At 72.4% G+C, this 22,557-nt stretch carries 18 protein-coding genes and 1 tRNA gene; 4 read left to right on the top strand and 15 right to left on the bottom strand.

Annotated elements, in window-relative coordinates; translation table 11 throughout:
* Positions 1–35 precede the first annotated feature (35 nt).
* The 13 genes from OCU29_RS12270 to argS form a co-directional block, all read right to left on the bottom strand.
* Positions 36–1,181: a glycosyltransferase family 4 protein gene (locus OCU29_RS12270; protein ID WP_179617066.1), complete on the bottom strand. Its 1,146-nt coding sequence runs from the start codon at positions 1,179–1,181 to the stop codon at positions 36–38.
* A 10-nt stretch (positions 1,182–1,191) separates the two neighbouring features.
* Positions 1,192–1,869, bottom strand: coding sequence for an L-threonylcarbamoyladenylate synthase (locus tag OCU29_RS12265; protein ID WP_261820156.1), 678 nt, complete (start codon positions 1,867–1,869; stop codon positions 1,192–1,194).
* Positions 1,866–2,708 (bottom strand): peptide chain release factor N(5)-glutamine methyltransferase, encoded by an 843-nt coding sequence (gene prmC, locus OCU29_RS12260; protein WP_261820155.1) that lies wholly within the window; start codon positions 2,706–2,708, stop codon positions 1,866–1,868. Before prmC ends, OCU29_RS12265 begins: the two co-directional genes overlap by 4 nt.
* Positions 2,709–3,782: a peptide chain release factor 1 gene (prfA, locus tag OCU29_RS12255; protein WP_261820154.1), complete on the bottom strand. Its 1,074-nt coding sequence runs from the start codon at positions 3,780–3,782 to the stop codon at positions 2,709–2,711. It lies immediately after the preceding gene.
* A gap of 108 nt (positions 3,783–3,890) precedes the next feature.
* Positions 3,891–4,100: a 50S ribosomal protein L31 gene (rpmE, locus tag OCU29_RS12250; RefSeq protein WP_179617069.1), complete on the bottom strand. Its 210-nt coding sequence runs from the start codon at positions 4,098–4,100 to the stop codon at positions 3,891–3,893.
* A gap of 130 nt (positions 4,101–4,230) precedes the next feature.
* Entirely contained in the window at positions 4,231–5,760 is a 1,530-nt protein-coding gene (locus OCU29_RS12245) for an ATP-binding protein (protein ID WP_261820153.1), read from the bottom strand.
* A gap of 14 nt (positions 5,761–5,774) precedes the next feature.
* Entirely contained in the window at positions 5,775–6,146 is a 372-nt protein-coding gene (locus OCU29_RS12240; RefSeq protein WP_261820152.1) for a response regulator transcription factor, read from the bottom strand.
* Positions 6,147–6,298: 152 nt separating this feature from the next.
* Positions 6,299–8,167, bottom strand: a complete 1,869-nt coding sequence (gene rho / locus OCU29_RS12235; protein WP_306799020.1) for a transcription termination factor Rho — start codon at positions 8,165–8,167, stop codon at positions 6,299–6,301.
* A 185-nt stretch (positions 8,168–8,352) separates the two neighbouring features.
* Positions 8,353–9,264 (bottom strand): homoserine kinase, encoded by a 912-nt coding sequence (thrB, locus tag OCU29_RS12230; protein WP_179617072.1) that lies wholly within the window; start codon positions 9,262–9,264, stop codon positions 8,353–8,355.
* Between the two features lie 4 nt (positions 9,265–9,268).
* A complete protein-coding gene (gene thrC, locus OCU29_RS12225; RefSeq protein WP_261820151.1) occupies positions 9,269–10,396 on the bottom strand; it encodes a threonine synthase in 1,128 nt (375 codons plus the stop codon).
* On the bottom strand, positions 10,393–11,706 hold the full coding sequence (locus OCU29_RS12220) for a homoserine dehydrogenase (RefSeq protein WP_179617074.1): 1,314 nt from the start codon (positions 11,704–11,706) through the stop codon (positions 10,393–10,395). Before OCU29_RS12220 ends, thrC begins: the two co-directional genes overlap by 4 nt.
* Positions 11,703–13,121: a diaminopimelate decarboxylase gene (gene lysA / locus OCU29_RS12215; protein ID WP_261820150.1), complete on the bottom strand. Its 1,419-nt coding sequence runs from the start codon at positions 13,119–13,121 to the stop codon at positions 11,703–11,705. Before lysA ends, OCU29_RS12220 begins: the two co-directional genes overlap by 4 nt.
* Positions 13,122–13,126: 5 nt before the next feature.
* Entirely contained in the window at positions 13,127–14,785 is a 1,659-nt protein-coding gene (gene argS / locus OCU29_RS12210) for an arginine--tRNA ligase (protein WP_261820149.1), read from the bottom strand.
* 144 nt (positions 14,786–14,929) lie between these two features.
* Between argS and OCU29_RS12205 the strand changes: the two genes are divergently transcribed.
* A tRNA-Arg gene (locus tag OCU29_RS12205) sits at positions 14,930–15,002 on the top strand.
* Positions 15,003–15,290: 288 nt separating this feature from the next.
* On the top strand, positions 15,291–16,811 hold the full coding sequence (locus OCU29_RS12200) for a hypothetical protein (protein ID WP_261820148.1): 1,521 nt from the start codon (positions 15,291–15,293) through the stop codon (positions 16,809–16,811).
* 97 nt (positions 16,812–16,908) lie between these two features.
* Here the strand turns inward: OCU29_RS12200 and OCU29_RS12195 are convergent, their stop codons facing one another.
* Complete coding sequence (locus OCU29_RS12195) at positions 16,909–17,805, bottom strand: LCP family protein (RefSeq protein WP_261820147.1); 897 nt, start codon at positions 17,803–17,805, stop codon at positions 16,909–16,911.
* Entirely contained in the window at positions 17,802–18,449 is a 648-nt protein-coding gene (locus OCU29_RS12190; protein ID WP_261820146.1) for a hypothetical protein, read from the bottom strand. Before OCU29_RS12190 ends, OCU29_RS12195 begins: the two co-directional genes overlap by 4 nt.
* 142 nt (positions 18,450–18,591) lie before the next feature.
* Between OCU29_RS12190 and OCU29_RS12185 the strand changes: the two genes are divergently transcribed.
* Both OCU29_RS12185 and OCU29_RS12180 read left to right on the top strand, forming a co-directional pair.
* Positions 18,592–22,359 (top strand): multifunctional oxoglutarate decarboxylase/oxoglutarate dehydrogenase thiamine pyrophosphate-binding subunit/dihydrolipoyllysine-residue succinyltransferase subunit, encoded by a 3,768-nt coding sequence (locus OCU29_RS12185; RefSeq protein ID WP_261820145.1) that lies wholly within the window; start codon positions 18,592–18,594, stop codon positions 22,357–22,359.
* 12 nt (positions 22,360–22,371) lie between these two features.
* On the top strand, positions 22,372–22,548 hold the full coding sequence (locus OCU29_RS12180) for a DUF6104 family protein (RefSeq protein WP_179617081.1): 177 nt from the start codon (positions 22,372–22,374) through the stop codon (positions 22,546–22,548).
* Positions 22,549–22,557: the final 9 nt, after the last annotated feature.

The raw sequence follows: 22,557 nt of genomic DNA, 5'->3' as shown, positions 1-22,557 counted from the left end.
CGGTCCGGGGGGTTGTCAGCGGGGTCCGTCGCGGGTCAGGGCGAGGGGCCGACCGGCACGGCGTGGCCCGGGCGGTGCAGCACCGGCAGCAGGAAGGTCAGGGCCACGGTCAGGGCACCTCCCCCGACCAGGGCGGCCACCACCCAGGGCCCGGAGTAGAGGCTGGCCAGCACCGTGCCGAAGGCGACCAGGGCCGCCCACATCCACATGATCAGCACCGCCCGGCGCTGCGAGTGCCCGATCTCGAGCAGGCGGTGGTGCAGGTGCTGCTTGTCGGGCGCGAACGGCGAGCGGCCGGCGCGGGTGCGGCGCACGACCGCGAGGACCAGGTCGAGCAGTGGCACGACCAGGATCGTCACCGGCAGCAGCAGCGGCAGCAGCGTGGGCGCCAGGCTCGCCTGCGACCCCGCGCCGCCCTGCGAGAGCTCGGAGCCGGCGAACTGGCCGGTCAGGGTGACGGCGCTGGCCGAGAGCACCAGCCCGATCAACATGGATCCCGAGTCGCCCATGAAGAGCCTGGCGGGGTTGAAGTTGTGGGGCAGGAAGCCCACGCACGCTCCCGCCAGCGCCACCGCCAGCAGGGCCGCGGTCGTGGCCCGCGAGGTGTTGTTGAGGCTGGTGAGCTGGTAGCAGAAGACGAAGAAGGCCAGCGCGCCCACGCCGACCACCCCCGCGGCGAGCCCGTCGAGGCCGTCGACGAAGTTGACCGCGTTGATGGTCGCCACCACCAGGAAGCCGGTCAGCAGGGCGCGCTGGGCCGGGTCGAGCGAGAAGACCTGGCCGTCGGGACCGGTGAAGAAGTAGAACTGGACCCCGAAGGCCACCAGGAAGCCGGCCGCCAGCAGCTGCCCGCCGAGCTTGGTCAGCGCGTCGAGCTCGAAGAGGTCGTCGAGCACCCCCACGGCGCAGATCAGCGCACCCGCGATGATCACCACGCCGGCGTCGCGGAAGACGAACGGGCCGCTCAGCGACAGGAACGGCAGCTCCCTGGCCACCAGGTAGGCGGCGACCAGGCCGCCCAGCATCGCCAGCCCGCCCAGGTAGGGGATCGGCTCGGCGTGCACGTCGCGGTCGCGCACGCGGGCCACGGCGCCGGTGCGCAGGGCGATCTCGCGCGCGATCACCGTCAGCAGGTAGGTGACCGCAGCGGCGACCAGGAAGACCAGGATGTACTCGCGCACGCTCGGCCGCTCAGTCCTCGGCGGTCAGGGTCGCGCCGAGGGGCTCCAGGACGGCGTTGAGCTGCTCCAGCGACAGCGCGCCGACCCGCAGGACGCGTCCCTGCGGCCCGGTCACGTCGACGATCGTCGAGGGCTGCGCCCCGTCGTCGCCGCGGGGGCTCGGGCCGGCGTCGACGATCACGTCGACGTGCTCGCCGAGCATCTCCTCGGCGGCGTCGGCGTCGGTGGCGGCCGGGAGTCCCGTGCGGTTGGCCGAGCTCACGGCCAGGGGGCCGGTGCGCTCGAGGAGCTCGCGGGTCACCTCGTGGTCGGGCATCCGCACCGCCACGGTGCCCCGGGTGTCGCCCAGGTCCCACTGCAGCGAGGTCTGCTGGTGGCACACGATCGTGAGCGGACCCGGCCAGAACGCCTCGACCAGCGCCCGCGCGTAGCCGGGCACCCGCACCGTGAGGGCGTCCAGCGTGGTCGCCGCGCTGACCAGCACCGGGGGCGGCATGTCGCGACCGCGCCCCTTCGCCTCCAGCAGGGCCCGCACCGCGGCCGGGTCGAAGGCGTCGGCGCCGATGCCGTAGACCGTGTCGGTCGGCAGCACGACGAGGCCGCCGCGCTGGACCGCCAGGCTGGCGGCGTCGAGCGCCTTCTCGCGCTCCTCGGGTGTCGAGGTCCCGTGGCGTTCCATGGGGCTCATCGTGCCAGCCTGGCCGTCACGAAGCGCGCACGCCCTGCCAGGTCGTGGTGGTCGCGCACGTCGCGCCAGCGTCCCGTGCGGCTGAGCACCTCGGGCGCCGAGGCACCCTGCAGGTCGGCGTGCTCGGCTCCCAGCACTCCCCCGGGCCGCAGCAGCACCGCGGCCCGGCGCTCCAGCACCCGCAGCGCGTCGAGGCCGTCCTGGCCGGAGAAGAGCGCCAGGTGGGGGTCGTGGTCGCGGGCCTCGGGCGAGACCGACTCCCAGGCCTCCAGCGGCACGTAGGGCGGGTTGCAGACGACCACGTCGACCGTGCCGAGCAGCTCGTCGAGCTCGGTGGCCATGTCGCCGAGGCGCAGGTCGACCCCGGTGCCGGCCAGGTTGCGCTCGGCCCAGGCGTGCGCGTCGGGGTCGAGCTCGACGGCGTGCACGTGCGCGTGCGGCACCTCGTGCGCCACCGCCTTGGCGACCGCCCCCGAGCCGGTGCACAGGTCGACGACGACCGGCTCGTCCAGGGCGAGGGCCTGCTCGACGGCCCAGCCGGCCAGCAGCTCGGTCTCGGGCCGGGGCACGAACACGCCCGGCCCCACGGCCAGCTCGACGTGGCGGAACCAGGCGCTGCCGGTGAGGTGCTGCAGCGGCTCGCGGGTCGCGCGCCGCGCCACCAGGGCGTCGTACGACGTCACGGCCCGGGGCTCGACCTCGTCGACCAGCACCAGCCGGCCGCGGTCGGTGCCGAGCACGTGGGCCAGCAGCTCGGCCGCGTCGTGCTCGGGGCTGGCGACCCCGGCGGCGCGCAGCCGCTCGACGGCCGAGGCCAGGACGGCCCGCCGCGCAGGCACTCAGTCCTCCAGCGCCGCGAGGCGCGCGGCCATGTCGGTGTCGATGCACGACTGCAGCACCGGGCCGAGGTCCCCGTCGAGCACCTGGTCGAGGTTGTAGGACTTGTAGCCGGTGCGGTGGTCGGAGATGCGGTTCTCGGGGTAGTTGTAGGTGCGGATCCGCTCGGAGCGGTCCACGGTGCGCACCTGGCTGCGCCGGGCGTCGCTGGCCTCGGCGTCGGCGGCCTCCTGGGCGGCGGCCAGCAGGCGGGCGCGCAGGATGCGCATCGCCTGCTCCTTGTTCTGCAGCTGGCTCTTCTCGTTCTGGCAGCTGGCCACCATGCCCGTCGGCACGTGCGTGATGCGCACCGCCGAGTCGGTGGTGTTGACGCTCTGCCCACCGGGCCCGCTGGAGCGGAAGACGTCGATGCGCAGGTCGTTCTCGTCGATGCTGACGTCGACCTGCTCGGCCTCGGGCAGCACCAGCACCCCCGCGGCGCTGGTGTGCACCCGGCCCTGCGACTCGGTCACCGGCACCCGCTGGACCCGGTGCACCCCGCCCTCGAAGCGCAGCCTCGCGTACGGCGCCTCACCGGGCTCGGGCGTGCCCTTGGCCTTGACCGCCACGGTCACCGACTTGTAGCCGCCCAGGTCGGACTCGGTGGCGTCGAGGATCTCCACGGCCCACCCGTGGCGCTCGGCGTAGCGGGTGTACATCCGCAGCAGGTCGCCGGCGAAGAGGGCCGACTCCTCGCCGCCCTCCCCCGACTTCACCTCGAGCAGGGCGTCCTTGTCGTCGGCCTCGTCGCGCGGCACCAGCAGGCGCCGCAGCCGCTCGGCGGCCTCCTCGCGGCGCGCGTCGAGCTCGACCGCCTCCTCGGCGAACGTCGGGTCCTCCCCCGCCAGCTCGCGGGCCGCACCGGCGTCCTCGCCGAGGCGCTGCCACTCGCGCCAGGTGCGGATCACCGCGGACAGCTCGGAGTAGCGACGGTTGAGCCGCTTGGCCAGGCGCGCGTCGGCGTGCGTCTCCGGCTCGGCCAGCCGCGCCTCGAGCTCGGCGTGCTCCCCGAGCATGCTCTCGACGGCCTCGAACATCGGTGGGCTCCTGTGCGGCTGGCTGGGTGGGCGGGCGTACGACGGCCGGGACAAATGACGAGCGCCGGTCCACCGCTGCTGGGCGGTGGACCGGCGCTCGTCAGGGTGCTACTTCTTCTTGGCGTAGCGGGCCTCGAAGCGGGCCACGCGGCCGCCGGTGTCGAGGATCTTCTGCTTGCCGGTGTAGAACGGGTGGCACTGCGAGCAGACGTCGGCACGCATGGTGCCGGAGGTCGCGGTGCTGCGGGTGGTGAAGGTGCTGCCGCAGGTGCAGGTCACCTGGGTCTCGGTGTACTCCGGGTGGATGTCCTTCTTCATGCTTCCCTCTTTCGTCGGGGCCGCCGGGTCGCCGCCGTGGTGTCCGCGGGTGCGGTGCGGTGACGTGAACCGGAGCCGGTCGTATTGTGCCAACCAACGGCGGCACCTTCCAATTCCGTGCTCGCCGGGGCTACGACGGACCGGTCTGCACCGGGAGGCGCAGCACCACCCGGGTGCCGCGGCCCTCCTCGGAGTCGATGCGCACGTCGCCGCCGTGCTTGTCGACGATGGTCTGCACGATGCGCAGCCCCAGGCCGGTGCCGGCGATCTCGTTGGTCACCGCGTTGGAGGCCCGGAAGAAGCGGCTGCCCAGCCGCTCGAGCTCGGCGGCGGGGATGCCGATGCCCCGGTCGCGCACCGACACGACGGCCATCGCGCCGTCGTCGGACTCCTCGACGAACAGCGACACCGAGACGCGGCCCTGGTCGAGGCTGAACTTCACCGCGTTGCTCAGCACGTTGAGGAAGGCCCGGCCCAGCATCGGACGGTCGGCCAGCACCATCACGGGTGCGGCGCCGAGGTCCTGCTCGAGCGAGATGCCCCGGCCCGAGGCGGTGATGGAGACGTCGGTGACGGCGTCGCGCACCAGCGGGACCAGGTCGACCGATTCCAGCGTGGTCGTCCGGTTCTCGGCCTTCGACAGCGTCAGCAGGTCGTCGATCAACGTCTTGAGCCGCGCCACGTTGCGCCGGCTCGCCTCGAGGATGCGCTCGTGGCGTGGCGTCATGGTGTCCTCGAACTCCTCGGCCACCATCTCGAGGTAGCCGTGGATCGTGGTCAACGGGGTCCGCAGCTCGTGGGAGACGTTGGAGACGAAGTCGTCGCGGGCGGTGTCGAGCACCCGCAGCTCCTCGGTCACCTTCTGCTCCACCGCGCGTGCCCGCGACTGGGCGTCGGCCAGCTCGTTGAGGGCCAGCGCCACCGAGCGCACCTCGCGCGGGCCGTCGAGGCGGGCTCGCGCCGAGGGGTCCTTGGCCATCTGGTGCACCACGGCCTCGAGCGCCACCAGCGGGCGCGACACCTCGGCCAGGAGCCGGCGGCGCGAGCGCCCGACGACCAGCCAGCCCAGCAGCGTGAGCACCGCCACCGAGCCGATGGTGGCCCGCAGCCGCCACGTCGCGTCGGCGCTCGCCTCGCGCACCCGGCTGCCGAAGAGCCCGGAGGTCTCCTGGTGGGCGGTCCGCACCTGCTCGAAGAGGCGCTGGCCGTTGCGGTAGCGAGCCATTCGGAAGGTCTCGGCACCACCCGGGGCCTGGATCCGCGGCTGCGCGTAGTCGTCGAGCCAGCGCTCCGCCGCGGCTCGCTGCTGCTGCACCAGCCCCAGCAGCCGCGCGTCGTCGGCGGCGTACTGCGCCACGACCTGCTGGTGGCCCGGCAGGCGGGCGAGCGCCTGCTGGTAGTCGTCGAGGGCGCCGGGGTCGCCGCTGCGCGCCCACGCTCCGACAGCCGACTCCAGGTCGGTGAGGTCCTGCAGCACCGACTGGTTGGCCACGGAGGCCGGCTGGAGCCCCTCGGTGAGGTCGTCGACCGCGCGCGTGGAGAGCACCACACCCAGGATCGCGATCAGCGCCAGCACCCCGAGCAGGACCGCCAGGCGGTGCAGCGCCGGGGTGACCGTCCGGGCGACGGTGCGCGGGCTCGCGCTCTCGGCGACGACCACCGGGCTCTGGCCGCTCAGACCGACCGCGACAGCAGCGCCTCGACCCGCGCAGCGAGCTCGCGGGGGCTGAAGGGCTTGGTGATGTAGTCGTCGGCACCGGAGTCGAAGCCCGACTCGACGTCGGACTCCTGGGCGCGCGCCGTGAGCAGGATGACCGGCAGGTCGGCCAGCTCCGGGTCGGCACGGATGGCCCGGATCGCCTCGAGCCCCGAGACCCCCGGCATCATCACGTCGAGCACCGCGAGGTCGGGACGCGCCGCCTGGCAGGCCTCGACCGCTGCGGCGCCGTCGGCCACCGCGGTGATCTCGTGGCCCAGGGTGGAGAGCTTGAACTCCACCAGCTCTCGGATGTCGACGTCGTCGTCAGCGACCAGGATGCGTGCCACGGTACGAGGCTTCCTCTCTCTCCGGCTGACCCTCCGGCCTCCCGAGGAGAGCCGCCAGCATGTGGGTGACAGCGTATCCACATCGCTGTCGCGACGACGGGCACACCGCCGATAAAGGTGTCGGCTCCCCGCCCGGGGGCCGCCGGTTCTGCTCAGCCGCGCGCGGCGCGGCGCGGCGCGCGCTGGAAGGCGCTGAGCATCTCGTAGTTGGTCTGGGTGCTCGTCAGCCGCTCGCGCAGCTCGCGCACCGCCTCCACGACCCCCTGGCCGGCCAGCGAGTCGAGCAGCGACTGCACGACCGGCAGCTCGCCCTCCCCCAGCAGCAGCTCGGTGTGGCGGGTGCCCGAGCGGGCCACGTCGACAGCGGGGAAGACCCGCTGCTGGGCCGCCTCGCGCGCCAGCCGCAGCTCCATGTTGGCCGTGCCGGTGAGCTCCTCGAAGATCACCTCGTCGACCTTGGAGCCGCTCTCGACGGTCGCCGTCGCGAGGACCGTCAACGACCCGCCGTTCTCGATGTTGCGCGCGGCACCGAAGAACTGCTTCGGCGGGTGCAGCGCGGTCGAGTCGACCCCGCCCGAGAGCACGCGACCGTTGCCGGTGCCGGCCAGGTGGTAGGCGCGCCCCAGGCGGGTGATGCCGTCGAGGAGCACGACGACGTCGTGGCCGAGCTCGACCAGCCGCTTCGCGCGCTCGATGGCCAGCTCGGCCACCACGGTGTGGTCGGCGGGCTGGCGGTCGAAGGTCGAGGAGATGACCTCGCCCTTGACCGAGCGCTCGTAGTCGGTGACCTCCTCGGGCCGCTCGTCGACCAGCACCACCATCAGGTGGCACTCGGGGTTGTTGGCGCTCAGCGACGCGGCGACGGCCTGCAGCACAGCGGTCTTGCCGGCGTGGGCGGGCGAGCTGATCAGGCCACGCTGGCCCTTGCCGATGGGGGCCACCAGGTCGATGGTGCGCCCGATGAGGTCGTCGGGCCCCTTCTCGAGGCGCAGCCGCTCCGAGGGGTGCAGGGGCGTCATCTTCTCGAACTCGACCCGGGTGCGGGCGGCCTCGGGGTCCGCCCCGTTGACGCTCTCGATGCGCACCATCGGGTTGAACTTCTCCTTGCGCTCGCCCTCCCGGGGCTGGCGCACCTGCCCCACCACGGCGTCACCGCGGCGCAGCCCGAACTTGCGGACCATCGACAGCGACACGTAGACGTCGTCGGCGCCCGGCAGGTAGCCGCTGGTGCGCACGAAGGCGTAGTTGTCGAGGACGTCGAGGATGCCTGCGGCCGGCACCAGGACGTCGTCCTCGAGCACGGTGGTGTCGGGCTCGTTGCGGCCCCCGCCGCCGCCTCCGCCGCCCGTGGTGCGACCCCGGTCGCGGTCGCGCCCACGCCGGCGCCGGCTGCGGCCACGGCCGTCACCGTCGTCGTCGCCCTGGTCCTGCTGGTTCTGGTTCTGCTGGTTCTGGTTCTGGTTCTGCTGCTTGCCCTGGTTCTGCTGCTTGTCCTGCTGGGACTGCTGCTGCTTGTTCTCCTGCTGCTTGTCCTGCTGGGACTGCTGCTTGTTCTCCTGCTGCTTGTCCTGCTGGGACTGCTGCTGCTTGTCCTGCTGCTGGCCGCGACCCTGCTGCTCGCGCGACCTGCCCTGGTCCTTGGGCTGCTGCTCCTTGGGCTGCTGGTCCTTGGGCTGGTCCTGCGGCTGGCGGCGCGGCTGGTCCTGCTGCGGGGCCGACTCCTGCGCGGGCTCCGGGGCTGGCTGCTCGGCGCGCGAGCGGGTGCGCTGCCGCGTGGTCGTGGTGGTGCGGGTCGCCCCGGCCGGGGTCCCGGCCGGCTCCGACGACTCGGTCGAGGACTTGCCCGACGACTGGGCAGCCTTGATGGCCTCGACCAGCTGGGCCTTCTTCATCGAACCGGCGCCCGAGATGCCCAGGCCCCCGGCCAGCGACTTGAGGTCGGCGATGAGCATCCCGTTGAGCCCCCCGGAGCGCTTCTTCGGCGTGCTGGCCTCGGTGGCGGGGACGGAGTCTTGCGTCACGTGGGTCCTATCGACGTCTCACGGAGCCGACCGGCGCGGGCCGGAGGCTGCTGGTCACTGGTCCGCGCACCGCACGGCGGTGAGGGGACGCACCGCACAGATCGCGGGTGCACGCCGGAGGAGCTGGTCGTCGGCGCGGCGCCACAGTAGCACCGGCCAGCGCCGGTGCGGCGGCACCGGTCGCCTCACAGCACCCGTACGCCGTCGGTGTCGACCGCGAGGTACGACGACCACCACCCCGCGGGGCAGCGCTCCAGCAGCGACGCCGTCAGCGCGGTGCCCGGGCCGTCGCAGAAGGCCAGCACCGTGGGCCCGGCCCCGGAGACGACGGCGGCCACGCCGTCCGCGCGCAGCTCGTCGACGAGGGCGAGCGACTCGGGCATGGCCGGGCGGCGGTAGTCCTGGTGCAGGTAGTCACGGGTGGCGCGCAGCAGCTGCTCGGGCTGCCCTGCCAGCGCAGCGACCAGCAGGGCCGCACGCCCGGCGTCGGCGGCCGCGTCGGCGTGCGGCACGCTCGCCGGCAGCAGGCCCCGGGCGGCCTCGGTCGAGACCGGGGTCGGCGGCACCATCACGACCGCACCCACCCGCGGGTCGACCGGGCAGCGCACCGCGTAGAAGCCGCCGTCGTCCTCGCTGCCCGCGACGACGAACCCGCCCAGCTGGGCCGGGGCGACGTTGTCGGGGTGCCCCTCCATGGCTGCGCACAGGTCCAGCACCGCCTCGTCGTCGAGCAGCAGCCCGCCGCCGGCGACCAGGGCGCGCCCCAGGGTGACCCCGGCGACGATCGCGGCCGAGGAGGAGCCGAGCCCGCGGGCGTGCGGGATGACGTTGTGGCAGCGCAGCCTCAGGCCGGCCGGGCGCACCCCCATGGCGTCGAAGGCGGCCTGCATCGCGCGCACCACCAGGTGCGTGGCGTCGCGCGGCACGTCGTCGGCCCCGGCGCCCTCGACGAGCACCTCGACCCCGTCGCCGACGACCTCGGCCTCGAGCTCGTCGCGCAGGTCGAGCGCCAGGCCCATCGAGTCGAAGCCGGGGCCGAGGTTGGCCGAGGTGGCCGGCACGGAGACCCGGACCGGCCCGGTGACGAAGGAGGTCATCGGGTCAGGCGAGACCGGCGGCACGGGCGGCGGCGACCACGTCGTTGTCGATGACGGTGTCGACGATGCCCGGGCGGCCCTGCTCGGCCTGGGCGACCGAGAACGCCTCGAGGGCCGTGGCGGTGTCCTTGAGGCCGTGACCGGTCACGGTGACCACGACGGTCGAGCCGGCGTAGGACTCCCCCGCCTCCAGCTCGGCCAGCAGGCCCGCGACGCCCGCCGCGGAGGCCGGCTCCACGAAGACGCCGTCGTGCTGGGCGAGCAGCCGCTGCGCGGTGAGGATCTGCTCGTCGCTGACCGCGGCGAACCGGCCGCCGGACTCCTCGGCGGCCTCGACCGCCAGCGTCCACGACGCGGGGTTGCCGATGCGGATCGCGGTGGCCTTGGTCTCGGGCTCGGGGAAGGGCTCGCCGGTCACCAGCGGGCTGGCGCCCTCGGCCTGGAAGCCGCGCATGACGGGCCGCTTGGTGGCGCGGCCGAGCTCGGCGAACTGCCGGTAGCCCATCCAGTACGCCGAGATGTTGCCGGCGTTGCCGACCGGCAGCAGGTGGTAGTCGGGGGCGTCGCCGAGGAAGTCGACGATCTCGAAGGCGGCGCTCTTCTGGCCCTGCAGGCGCACCGGGTTGACCGAGTTCACCAGGGCGACCGGGTACTGCTCGGCCAGCTCCTTGGCGATGTGCAGGCAGTCGTCGAAGTTGCCGCGGACCATGATCACCTGGGCGCCGTGCACGATGGCCTGGGCCATCTTGCCGGCGGCGATCTTGCCCTCGGGGACCAGCACGAGCGGGGTCAGGCCCGCCTTGGCGGCGTACGCCGCCATCGAGGCGGAGGTGTTGCCCGTGGAGGCGCAGACCACGGCCCGGGCGCCCTCGTGCTTGGCCACGGAGATGGCGGCGGTCATGCCGCGGTCCTTGAAGGAGCCGGTCGGGTTGTCGCCCTCGACCTTGAGGTGCACCTCGGCGCCTGTGAGGCCCGAGAGCCACTCCGAGTGCACCAGCGGGGTGCCGCCCTCGCGCAGCGTCACCGCGGGGGCGTCCTGGGGGATCTCGAGCAGCTCGCGGTACTCCTCGATGACACCGCGCCACTGGTGGGTGGCGCGGCCGGCCTCGCGGTCGAGCTGGTGGGTGCTCACTCTGCTCCTCCTTCGACGCGCATGACCGAGCTGACCTCGCGCACGCTGTCCATCTGCTGCAGGTGCTCGACCGTCGCGCGCAGCTGCGCGTCGGTGGCCTCGTGGGAGACCACGACCAGCTGGGCGTCGTCGTCGCGACCCTCCTGGCGCACGGTGCGGATCGAGACGCCGTGCTCGGCGAACGCGGTCGCGACCGTGGCCAGCACGCCGGCACGGTCGTCGACGTCGATGGCCACGTGGTAGCGGGTGCGCGCCTCGCCCATCGGCAGCACGGCCCGGTCGGCGTACGCCGACTCGCCGGCACCGGTGACGCCCTCGCGGCGGTTGCGGGCCACGGTGACCAGGTCGCCGAGCACCGCGGAGGCGGTCGGCGAGCCGCCGGCGCCGGGGCCGTAGAACATCAGCTGGCCGGCGGCCTCGGACTCGACGAAGACCGCGTTGTAGGCCTCGCGGACCGAGGCGAGCGGGTGGGTGCGCGGGATCATCGCCGGGTGCACCCGCACCGAGACGGCCTCCTCGCCGCCGGGCTGCTCGCGCAGCTCGCAGATGGCGAGCAGCTTGACCACGCAGCCCATCTCGGTCGCCGAGGCGACGTCGGCGGCGCTGACCTCGGTGATGCCCTCGCGGTGCACGTCAGAGGCGGTGACCCGGGTGTGGAAGGCCAGCGAGGCCAGGATCGCGGCCTTGGCCGCGGCGTCGAAGCCCTCGACGTCGGCGGTCGGGTCGGCCTCGGCGTAGCCGAGCTCCTGGGCCTCCTCGAGCGCGTCGCCGAAGCCGGCGCCGGAGGAGTCCATCTTGTCGAGGATGAAGTTGGTGGTGCCGTTGACGATGCCCAGCACCCGGGTCACCTTGTCGCCGGCCAGCGACTCGCGCAGCGGGCGCAGGATCGGGATCGCGCCGGCCACGGCCGCCTCGTAGTAGAGGTCGCGCCCGGCCTTGGCGGCCGCCTCGAAGAGGGTCGGGCCGTCCTCGGCGAGCAGGGCCTTGTTGGCCGTCACCACCGAGGCGCCGTTCTCGAGCGCCGAGAGGATGAGGCTGCGGGCCGGCTCGATGCCGCCGATCACCTCGACGACGAGGTCGACGTCGTCGCGGGCCACCAGGCCCTCGGCGTCGGTGGTCAGCAGCCCCTCGGGCACCTCCACCTCGCGGGCCGCGTCGAGGCGGCGCACGGCCACCCCCACCAGCTCGACCGGCGCGCCCACGCGGGCGGTCAGGTCGGCGGCCTGCTCCTCGAGCAGGCGCACCACCTGAGAGCCCACCGAGCCACAGCCCAGCACGGCCACCTTGAGCGGCTTGCCACTCTCCGTCACGACTCGATCACCTCGGGGTCATCCACGTCCGTTGCCAACAGGTCCTGCTCAGTCTCACGTCGTACGACGACGCGCGCGACCCCGTCCCGGACAGCGATCACCGGCGGACGGAGCGTGTGGTTGTAGTTCGAGGCCATCGAGCGGCAGTACGCACCGGTGCCGGGGACGGCCACCAGGTCGCCGGGGGCGACGTCGCCGGGCAGGAACTCGTCCTTGACCACGACGTCGCCGGCCTCGCAGTGCTTGCCGACGACCCGCGCCAGCACCGGGGCGGCCGCGGAGGCCCGCCCGGCCAGCGTGCAGGAGTAGTCGGCGTCGTAGAGCGCGGTGCGGATGTTGTCGCTCATCCCGCCGTCGACCGAGACGTAGGTGCGCACGGCACCGCCGTCGAGGCGCACCGGCTTGACGGTGCCGACCTCGTAGACGGTGCACACGGACGGGCCGACGATCGCGCGCCCCGGCTCGATGGACAGGGCGGGGGCCTCGATGCCGAGCCCGCGGCACTCGTGCTCGACGATCGCCGACATCTCCGCGGCCAGCTGCGCGGGCTCGGCCGGGTCGTCCTGGGTGGTGTAGGCGATGCCGAAGCCGCCGCCGAGGTCCATCTCGGGCATCGCGACGCCGAGCTCGTCGGCGACCCGGGCGTGCAGGGCCAGCACCCGGCGCGCGGCGACCTCGAAGCCGGAGGAGTCGAAGATCTGGCTGCCGATGTGGGAGTGCAGGCCCAGCAGCTCGAGCCCGGGCGCCTCGTGGACGCGGCGCACCGCCTCGAGCGCGTCGCCCGAGGTGATGGAGAAGCCGAACTTCTGGTCCTCGTGGGCGGTCGCGATGTACTCGTGGGTGTGCGCCTCGACGCCGGCGGTGACCCGCACCATCACCCGCACCGTGGTCCCCAGCCGCGTGGCGACCTCGGACAGGCGCTCGATCTCGGCGGTGGAGTCGGCGATGACCCGGCCGACGCCCAGCCGCACCGCCCGCTCGATCTCGGCGGGCGACTTGTTGTTGCCGTGGAAGCCGACCCGCTCCATCGGGAAGCCGGCGCGCTCGGCGACGGCCAGCTCGCCGCCGGTGCAGACGTCGAGGCACAGCCCCTCGTCGGCGACCCAGCGGGCGACGGCCGTGCACAGGAACGCCTTGCCGGCGTAGAAGACGTCGTAGTCGGCGAACGCGTCACGGAAGGCCGCGGCGCGCGAGCGGAAGTCGGCCTCGTCGAGGACGTACGCCGGGGAGCCGTGCTCGGCGACCAGGTCGGGCAGGGCCACCCCGCCGACGCTGAGCACCCCGCCGTCCTTGCGCGCCGAGCGCGACCAGAGGTGCTCGACCAGCTCGTTGGGGTCGGCGGGCTGGCGCAGCCAGGCGGGACCCTTGAGGGCCCCGTCGGCGTGCGCCCATCCGGCCTCGTGGGAGACGGGCACTCAGCTCACATCCGTTCCGGCGCCGAGACCCCGAGCAGGCGCAGTCCGTTGGCCAGCACCGTGCGGGTGGCGGCCACCAGCACCAGGCGGGCCCGGTGCAGGTCGTTGGGCTCCTCGTCGCCCATCGGCAGCACGCGGCAGTTGTCGTAGAAGCGGTGGTAGACCCCCGCGGTGTCCTCCAGGTAGCGCGCCACCCGGTGCGGCTCGCGCAGCTCGGCGGCGCTGGCCACGACCCTCGGGAACTCCGCCAGTGCGCGCAGCAGCTCGCCCTCCTTCTCGTGGGAGAGCAGGGCGGGGTCGAAGTCGTCGGAGCCGGGCGCGAAGCCGAGGTCCGCGGCGTTGCGCAGGATCGAGGAGACCCGGGCGTGGGCGTACTGGACGTAGTAGACCGGGTTGTCGCTGTCGGCGCGCGCCCACAGGTCGAGGTCGAGGTCGATGTTGGAGTCGGAGCTGTAGCGCGCCAGCGCGTAGCGCGCGGCGTCGACGCCGATGGCCTCCACCAGGTCGTCGAGGGTCACGACGGTGCCGGCCCGCTTGGACATCCGCACCGGCTGGCCCTCGCGCACGAGGTTGACCATCTGGCCGATGAGGATCTCGAGGTTGGTGCCCGGGGTGTCGCCGAAGGCCGCGCACATGGCGTTCATCCGGCCCACGTAGCCGTGGTGGTCGGCGCCGAGCATGATCAGGCAGCGGTCGAAGCCCCGCTCGCGCTTGTCGAGGTAGTAGGCCAGGTCGCCGGACAGGTAGGCGCCCTGCCCGTCGCTCTTGATGACGACACGGTCCTTGTCGTCGCCGAAGCGCTCGGTGGCCAGCCACACCGCGCCGTCCTGCTCGTAGACCGTGCCGAGCTCGCGCAGCCGGGTGACCGCGCGCTCGACGGCGCCGGACTTGTGCAGCTCGTCCTCGTGGAAGAAGACGTCGAAGTCGACCCCGAAGTCGTGCAGGCTCTGCTTGATCTCCGCGAACATCATGTCGACGCCCACCGCGCGGAACGCCTCCTGCGGGTCGGGCTCGCTCAGGGCGTCGGGACGCACCTCGAGCACGCGGGCGGCGATGTCGTGGATGTACTGGCCGCCGTACCCGTCCTCGGGGGTCGGCTGGCCCTGGGCCGCGGCGAGCAACGAGCCGCTGAAGCGGTCGATCTGCGAGCCGTGGTCGTTGAAGTAGTACTCGCGGGTGACCTCGGCGCCGGTCATCGTGAAGATCCGCCCCAGGGCGTCGCCGACCGCGGCCCAGCGCACGCCACCGATGTGGATCGGTCCCGTGGGGTTCGCGGAGACGAACTCGAGGTTGATCCGCTCGCCGGCGAAGGCGTCGGAGGAGCCGTAGGACTCACCTGCGGCGACGACCTGCGCAGCCACGGCGCCCTGGGCCCCGGCGGACACCGAGATGTTGAGGAAGCCCGGACCGGCGATCTCGACGTCGGCGACCCCCTCGACCGCGCCGAGGCGCTCGCGCACCAGCTCGGCGAAGGCCCGCGGGTTCATCTGGGCCTTCTTGGCCAGCTGCAGGGCCACGTTGGTGGCGTAGTCGCCGTGCCCCTTCTGCCGGGGTCGCTCCACCGTCACGCTCGCAGGGACGCCGTCCGGCAGGGTGATCGCACCCTGGTCGGACAGCGTCGTCAGCACGTCGACGATCGCGGCGGAGAGCTGTTCGGGAGTCACCCGGCCAGCCTATCGGCGCGCACGGTCGTGACCTGCATCGATGTCGGGGCCTGGGACGCCCCGTCACGGCGCCCCACCGGATTCGTCCGCCCGACCCCGTGGTTGTAGGGTGACGCCGTCCCGCAGCCGCGTGCCGTGGGACCTGCCTCCGTAGCTCAGGGGATAGAGCACTGGTTTCCGGTACCAGTGGCCGCAGGTTCGAATCCTGCCGGGGGCACCCATCGGTGAGGCCCGGGTCTACGAACGACAGACCCGGGCCTTCGTCGTCCCGCGGGCCCTTCTCCGGCCCCGCCACCCGTCCTTCCCGGGTCACCACCGGGCCCGACCACCCGTTCGTACTGGTCTGTACCAGCCCGAACGGACTACCTAACCCCACCCCCCTTCCAGCGTTTGACCTGTCGAGGGATCGCGCGACTGGTCCCCGCCGGGAGGGGAGGGTGCTCCACACGCTTCTTCCGGTCCCCCACGTCCCGCAGCGCCGCTGCGCCGATGAAAGTAGGAGAGCGTGAAGAAGTCCTTCAAGAGGGCCGCTGCGGCGTCCGCCGTCTGCGCGGTCAGCCTTGCCGGCACCCTCGCCACGAACCCCACCGCCGTCGCCGGCGAGGCCGCCGAGGCGCGCGCCAGCCAGAAGGCGATCACCGACTTCGGCATGAAGGCCCTCGCCTTCGGCACCAAGGTCTCGGTCGGCGGCATCGACATCAAGAGTCTCAAGGACTCCCTCGACATCCTGGCCTGCACCCGCAGCGCCGGGGTGGAGCGCGTCAAGCCCTCCAAGCTCAGCACCGAGCAGATCACCAGCCTGATCGCCGAGAACGCCCCCGTCGACATCGCGAAGCTGATCAGCATCTCCCCCAGCACCAGCCGCACCTCGACCTACCGCGACGGCGCCGTCACCGGCACCCGGGCGGTCAACACCATCGCCGACATCACCCTCGGCGGCGAGCTGGTGCAGGACCTCAAGATCCCCACCCTGAAGATCCAGGGCCTCAACGCGGTCGCGGACTCCTTCCACGACCCCGCCGACACCGATGGCGACGGCAACCCCTTCGGCACCGACGAGAGCTTCGGCTTCGAGGGCATCTCGCTCGACTACGAGGGCACCGTCGTCGAGGGCACCCCGCTCGCCGACCTGCTCGACATCGTCAACCAGGTCGCCGCCCCGGTGAACGAGATCGTCGACGAGCTCGTCACCCTGCTGCTCGACCAGGTCGGCCAGATCATCGAGATCCCGGGCCTGGGCTCGATCGGTCTCGGCAGCTCCTTCAGCAAGGTCGACGACACCTCGGCCGTCTCGGGCGCCAACGCCCTCAAGATCGAGGTCGACCCCAGCGACGAGGGCAACGACTCCGCGGTCCTGCTCAAGCTCGGCTACGCCCAGTCGCGCATCTCCGACTCCAAGCCCTCGGGCGTCTTCCGCTCCTCCATCATGGGCCTGGACTTCCAGGCGCTGCCGCTGAGCGACGACGTGTCGCTGCTGCACCTCGGCGGCATCGGCACCGAGTCGATCCCCTGCGAGGGCACCGGCAACAAGAAGGTCGTCAAGAGCATCGAGGGCGACCGGGCCATCCCGCTCAACATCCCGGGCCTGGGCGGCGTGGCCGTGCTGAACGGCCTGGAGTACTCCTACAAGGCCAAGCAGATGTCGCGCGGTCGCGCCCGCTCGATGGCCAAGAGCTCGCTCGGCTCCTTCTCGATCCCGGCGCTCGACCTCGAGATCACCGGCATCAGCTCCAAGCTCAACCTCCTCAGCCGTGAGGGCGAGCGCGTGCGCGGCTCCAAGAACCCCAAGTTCAAGGTCGCCGACATCCTCTACAAGGGCGAGAGCCTGATCCCCGACAACGGTCTGAAGATCGGCCAGAGCGTCGAGTTCGCCATCGACGAGCTGCAGCAGAAGGGCTTCATCACCTTCGGGCCCCGCTTCTCGCGCAACTACTACGGCGCGAAGCTCTCGGCGATGAGCGTCGACATCCCGGGCATCGTGACCCTCGACCTCGGCTGGCTCGAGTCGCAGATCTACCCGCGCTGACCCCGCTGACCGGCTAGCCCGGCCCCGCACGCGCACCCCGACCGGGGCGGCCCACCAGGGCCGCCCCGGTCGTCCGCGTCCAGGGGTGGTGCCGGGCTCAGCAGCCGCGCGGCAGGGTGGCGTCGCCCCGTGCCGCCGCACCCAGGCGCCTGGCCTGGGTCAGGTTGGGCCGCACCACGCTCATGCCGCGGATGGTGGCCACCGAGCCCCCGACGACGCAGGTGGTGATCCGCGAGGCGTCGACGCGCGCCACGGCCCGGGCCAGCCGGAAGAGCTCGCCGGGACCCAGGTCGGTGGACATGTGCTGCACGACGCTGAGCACCCCCCGCTCGACGAAGCCGGGCCGGTCGGCCTTGGCCCGGATCTCCGCCCCGATGCCACGCAGCACCCGCTGCTGGTTGGCCGAGCGCGCGAAGTCCCCGCCGGCCAGGGTCTTGCGGATGCGCGCGAAGGCCATCGCGCCGTAGCCGTTGAGGCGGATCCGGCCCTGGGCGAAGCCCTCGGGCTTGAGCGAGCTGTCGGAGAAGCGGCGCGGGTTGGTGACGGTGATGCCGCCGATGTCGTCGACGAGGTCCTCGAAGAAGGGGAACCTGGTGACCATCACGTAGTCGGGCTGGACGCCGACCATGCCGGCGACCGTGCGCCCGAGCAGCTCGGGCCCGCCGAGCACCATGGCGGCGTTGACCCGGTTGGCGGAGTGGCCCGGGATCGCCACGAACGAGTCGCGGGGGATGCCGATCGCCGACGCGGCGCCGGTGCGGGAGTCGATGCCCACCATCTGCAGGGCGTCGCCGCGCGAGCGGGTCATCGACTGCCCGGGGCGCGCGTCGGAGCCCACGGCGAGGATCCACACGACGTCGGGCGTCAGGTCGACCGCGCCCGAGCGCTGCGCGCGCACCAGCGCCACGTCGTCGGGGGCCACCTCCGGCGCCGGCACCACGACTGCGGTGGTGGCCAGGACCGCGCCCAGCAGGCCGGTGCGGAGGGCCTTCACGACGTCCCCCCGGCCCGGGGGCCGGTGACCGGCTTCGGTCCCTGCAGGACGTCGTACCCGAAGACCTTCCAGCCCTCCCGGTAGAGCATGAACAGGCGGGCGCTGACCCGCACCTGCCGGTTCACCTCGCCGCGGGTGCGGTAGTCGAGGGTGGTGCGGGCGGTGACGGCCCGGGCGGTCTCGCGGGTGGCGAGGATGTCGACGACCACGCGGCGGCGCACCGGCACCAGCGCGTCGATCCGCTCCCCGAGCCGGTGGCTGGTCATCCGGTCGAGGTCGCGGCGCGCGGCGCGCGCCGCGCCCGGGGTGAAGCCCGGGAACACGTCGCGGTAGCGGCGGCGGGGGTAGGCGGCGTCCACGAACGCAGCGTCCCACCACCGGTCGACCGCCCGGCCGACACCGGTGGCGACCCGGCGGCGCTTCAGGGGGCCAAGGCCGCCGACGACCTCGCCCACCTCGACGTTGGTGCGCACCGTGCGCGGCGCCGCACCCGCCTCCGCGGAGCGGTCCCCGCCCCCTCGTCCGGGGCGTTGCGTGCCCGGTCCGTCGTCGGTGCAGGCGACCAGGACGGGGGTGGCGGCCAGAGCCGCCACCAGGCCGGTCGCCACGGCCCGTCGGGCCCGGCCGGGGGGTGCCGAAGTCATGGTGTGGTCCTCCAGGGGTGTTAGTCCGACAACACCCTGTCCGAAAGGAGCCCCAACCTCGGCATTTGCTGGCACGGGGGTCTAGCCTTGACCACCGACTCCACCCATCCACGCGCGCTCATCGGAAGAGGCGAAGCAAGCCGTGCCGCAGTCCCCCAGCAGTTCCCCCTCCACCTCCCCCGAGGTCTCTGACGACTTCGGGGCCAACGAGTGGCTCGTGGAGGAGATGTACGAGCGCTTCAGCAAGGATCCGAGCAGCGTGGAACCGAGCTGGGCGGAGTACTTCAAGGCCAACGACAACGGCGCGACGACGGCGCCGACGGCCCAGAAGAAGCCCGAGCAGAAGACCGAGCAGAAGGCCCAGAAGTCGGAGCCGAAGCAGGCTCCCGCCGAGAAGACCCAGAAGACCCAGCAGACCGCCCAGCAGAAGCCGCAGGCCACGGGGTCCGACGCCCCGGCCCCGGTCGCGAAGCCGCGCCCGGAGTCCAAGGCCGCCGAACCCTCGAAGGGGACCTCGACCCCGATGGCCAAGGAGTCCAAGCCGCCCGCGCCCGCCGAGGTCAGCGACGAGCCGACCTACAAGGTGCTGCGCGGCGCCCCGGCCCGCACCGCGGCCAACATGGACGTCTCGCTGACCGTGCCGACCGCCACCTCGGTGCGCTCGGTCCCGGTCAAGCTGCTGTGGGACAACCGCACCGTCATCAACAACCACCTCGCCCGCGCACGCGGCGGCAAGGTGTCCTTCACCCACCTGATCGGCTACGCGCTGGTCAAGGCGCTGAAGTCGATGCCGGAGATGAACAACTCCTACGCCGAGGTCGACGGCAAGCCCAACCTGGTCACCCCGGCCCACGTGAACCTGGGCCTGGCCATCGACCAGAAGAAGTCCGACGGCACCCGCCAGCTGCTCGTGCCGAGCATCAAGGGCTGCGAGTCGATGGACTTCGCCGGTTTCTGGACCGCCTACGAGGACATGGTCAGCAAGGCCCGCGACAACAAGCTGGGCGTGCCCGACTTCCAGGGCACCACGATCAGCCTGACCAACGTCGGCGGCCTGGGCACCAACCACTCGGTGCCGCGCCTGATGACCGGCCAGGCCGCCATCATCGGCGTGGGCGCGATGGAGTACCCGCCCGAGTGGCAGGGCGCCTCGGAGGAGGCCATCGCCCGCAACGCCATCTCGAAGGTCATGACGCTGACCTCGACCTACGACCACCGCGTGATCCAGGGCGCGCAGTCGGGCGAGTTCCTCAAGCGGGTCCACCAGCTGCTGCTGGGCCAGGACGGCTTCTACGACGAGATCTTCCGCTCGCTGCGCATCCCCTACGAGCCGATCCGCTGGGGCCACGACATCGCGACGTCGCACGACGACGAGATCAGCAAGCAGGCCCGCATCCTCGAGCTGATCCACGCCTACCGCGTGCGTGGGCACATGATGGCCGACACCGACCCGCTGGAGTACCGCCAGCGCACCCACCCCGACCTCGAGATCGAGTCGCACGGGCTGACCCTGTGGGACCTCGACCGCGAGTTCGCCACCGGCTCCTTCGGCGGCACCGGGCGCCGCTTCATGCGCCTGCGCGACATCCTCGGCATCCTGCGCGACTCCTACTGCCGCACCACCGGCATCGAGTACATGCACATCATGGACCCCGAGCAGCGCCGCTGGATCCAGGAGCGCGTCGAGCAGCCGCACACCAAGCCGCCCCGCGAGGAGCAGCTGCGGATCCTGCTCAAGCTCAACCAGGCCGAGGCCTTCGAGACGTTCCTGCAGACCAAGTTCGTGGGTCAGAAGCGCTTCTCCCTCGAGGGCGGCGAGACCACGATCCCGGTCATCGACGAGCTGTGCGAGGCCGCGGCCGAGTCGGGCCTCGACGAGGTCACCATCGGCATGGCCCACCGCGGTCGCCTCAACGTGCTGGCCAACATCGTCGGCAAGAACTACTCGCAGATCTTCCGCGAGTTCGAGGGCAACATCGACCCGCGCACCGTGCAGGGCTCCGGCGACGTGAAGTACCACCTCGGCGCCGAGGGCGAGTTCGAGGCCGAGAGCGGCGAGACCGTCAAGGTCTCGGTCGCGGCCAACCCCTCGCACCTCGAGGCCGTCGACCCGGTGCTCGAGGGCATCGCGCGCGCCAAGCAGGACGTGCTGGACCAGGGCAGCGCCTACCCCGTGCTGCCGCTGCTGGTCCACGGCGACGCCGCGTTCGCCGGCCAGGGCGTGGTCGCGGAGACGCTCAACCTCTCCCAGCTGCGCGGCTACCGCACCGGCGGCACCGTGCACGTGGTGGTCAACAACCAGGTCGGCTTCACCACCTCGCCGGGCTCCTCGCGCTCCTCGCTCTACTGCACCGACGTGGCCCGGATGGTCCAGGCGCCGATCTTCCACGTCAACGGCGACGACCCCGAGGCCTGCATCCGCGTGGCCCGCCTGGCCTTCGAGTACCGCCAGGCCTTCAACAAGGACGTCGTCATCGACCTGGTGTGCTACCGCCGTCGCGGGCACAACGAGGGCGACGACCCGTCGTACACGCAGCCGCTGATGTACGACCTGATCGAGCAGAAGCGCTCGGTGCGCAAGCTCTACACCGAGTCCCTCATCGGTCGTGGCGACATCACGATCGAGGAGGCCGAGCAGGTCCTCAAGAACTACCAGCAGCAGCTCGAGCGCGTCTTCACCGAGGTGCGCGAGGCCACCGGCCAGCCCTCGGAGTGGACCACGGTCCCCGACTACCCCGAGAAGCCGACCGGCGAGGCCGACACGTCGGTGCCGCTGGAGTACCTCAAGCGGGTCGCCGACGCCTACGTCACCCCGCCCGAGGGCTTCACCGTGCACCCCAAGGTGATGCCGCAGCTGCAGCGTCGCGCCAAGGCGATCACCGAGGGCCCCATCGACTGGGGCACCGGCGAGGTGCTGGCCTTCGGCGCCCTGCTGATGGAGGGCCGTCCGGTCCGCCTGGCCGGCCAGGACTCGCGCCGCGGCACGTTCGTCTCGCGCTTCGGCACGATCATCGACCGCGTCAACGCCGACGAGTGGACGCCGCTGTCCTCGCTCACCGAGGACCAGGCCAAGCTCTACCTCTACGACTCGCTGCTCTCCGAGTACGCCGCGCTCGGCTTCGAGTACGGCTACTCCGTGGCCCGTCCCGAGGCGCTGGTGCTGTGGGAGGCGCAGTTCGGCGACTTCGTCAACGGCGCCCAGACGGTCATCGACGAGTTCATCTCCGCCGGTGAGACCAAGTGGCGCCAGCAGTCGGGCGTCGTGCTGCTGCTGCCGCACGGCTACGAGGGCCAGGGCCCCGACCACTCCTCGGCGCGCATCGAGCGCTTCCTGACCATGGCCGCCGACGAGGCTTTCGTGGTCGCGCAGCCCTCGACCCCCGCGTCGTACTTCCACCTGCTGCGCCAGCACTCGCTGGGCGAGGCGCACCGGCCGCTGATCGTCTTCACCCCGAAGTCGATGCTCAAGCGCAAGGAGGCCGCCTCGCAGCCCGAGGACTTCACCTCGGGCACGTTCCGGCCCTTCATCGGCGACGCCGAGGCGGACGCCTCGAAGGTCGACACGCTGCTCATCTGCTCGGGTCGAGTGACCTGGGACCTGATGGTCGAGCGGGCCAAGCGGGAGGGCTCGGAGCGCTTCGCCATCGCGCGCATCGAGCAGCTCTACCCGCGCCCGATCGACGACATCAAGGCCGAGATCGCGCGCTACCCGCACCTGAAGACGGTGCGCTTCGTGCAGGACGAGCCGCGCAACATGGGCCCGTGGCCGCACTACCAGCTCAACGTGTGGCCCGAGGTCGACGCCCAGGTGGAGCCGGTCACCCGGGAGGAGTCCTCCTCCCCGTCGGTCGGCACTGCGAAGCGCCACCAGGCCGAGCAGAAGGACCTGCTCGACCGGGCCTTCGCCTGAGCGGCACCCGTCATGTACTTCACGGACCGGGGCATCGAGGAGCTCGAGCGGCGCCGGGGTGACGAGGAGGTCACCCTGGCGTGGCTGGCCGAGCAGCTGCAGGCCTTCACCGACACCCACCCCGAGCACGAGAGCGCGGTGGAGCGGCTGGCGACCTGGCTGGCCCGGCTGGACGATCCGGAAGACTGACCTGTCAGA

Origin of the sequence: Nocardioides sp. OK12 (assembly GCF_024341885.1) — a bacterium.
Taxonomy (GTDB): domain Bacteria; phylum Actinomycetota; class Actinomycetes; order Propionibacteriales; family Nocardioidaceae; genus Nocardioides; species Nocardioides marinisabuli.
The sequence above is the reverse complement of the archived record's forward strand: the minus strand, read 5'-3'. Positions and strand labels throughout refer to the sequence as shown.

What these genes read in the sequence shown, in the direction of transcription:
- OCU29_RS12265 (WP_261820156.1), bottom strand. Translation starts at nt 1,869, where the DNA reads ATGAGCCCCATGGAACGCCACGGGACCTCGACACCCGAGGAGCGCGAG.
- prfA (WP_261820154.1), bottom strand. Translation starts at nt 3,782, where the DNA reads ATGTTCGAGGCCGTCGAGAGCATGCTCGGGGAGCACGCCGAGCTCGAG.
- rpmE (WP_179617069.1), bottom strand. Translation starts at nt 4,100, where the DNA reads ATGAAGAAGGACATCCACCCGGAGTACACCGAGACCCAGGTGACCTGC.
- thrB (WP_179617072.1), bottom strand. Translation starts at nt 9,264, where the DNA reads ATGACCTCCTTCGTCACCGGGCCGGTCCGGGTCTCCGTGCCGGCCACC.
- OCU29_RS12190 (WP_261820146.1), bottom strand. Translation starts at nt 18,449, where the DNA reads ATGACTTCGGCACCCCCCGGCCGGGCCCGACGGGCCGTGGCGACCGGC.
- OCU29_RS12180 (WP_179617081.1), top strand. Translation starts at nt 22,372, where the DNA reads ATGTACTTCACGGACCGGGGCATCGAGGAGCTCGAGCGGCGCCGGGGT.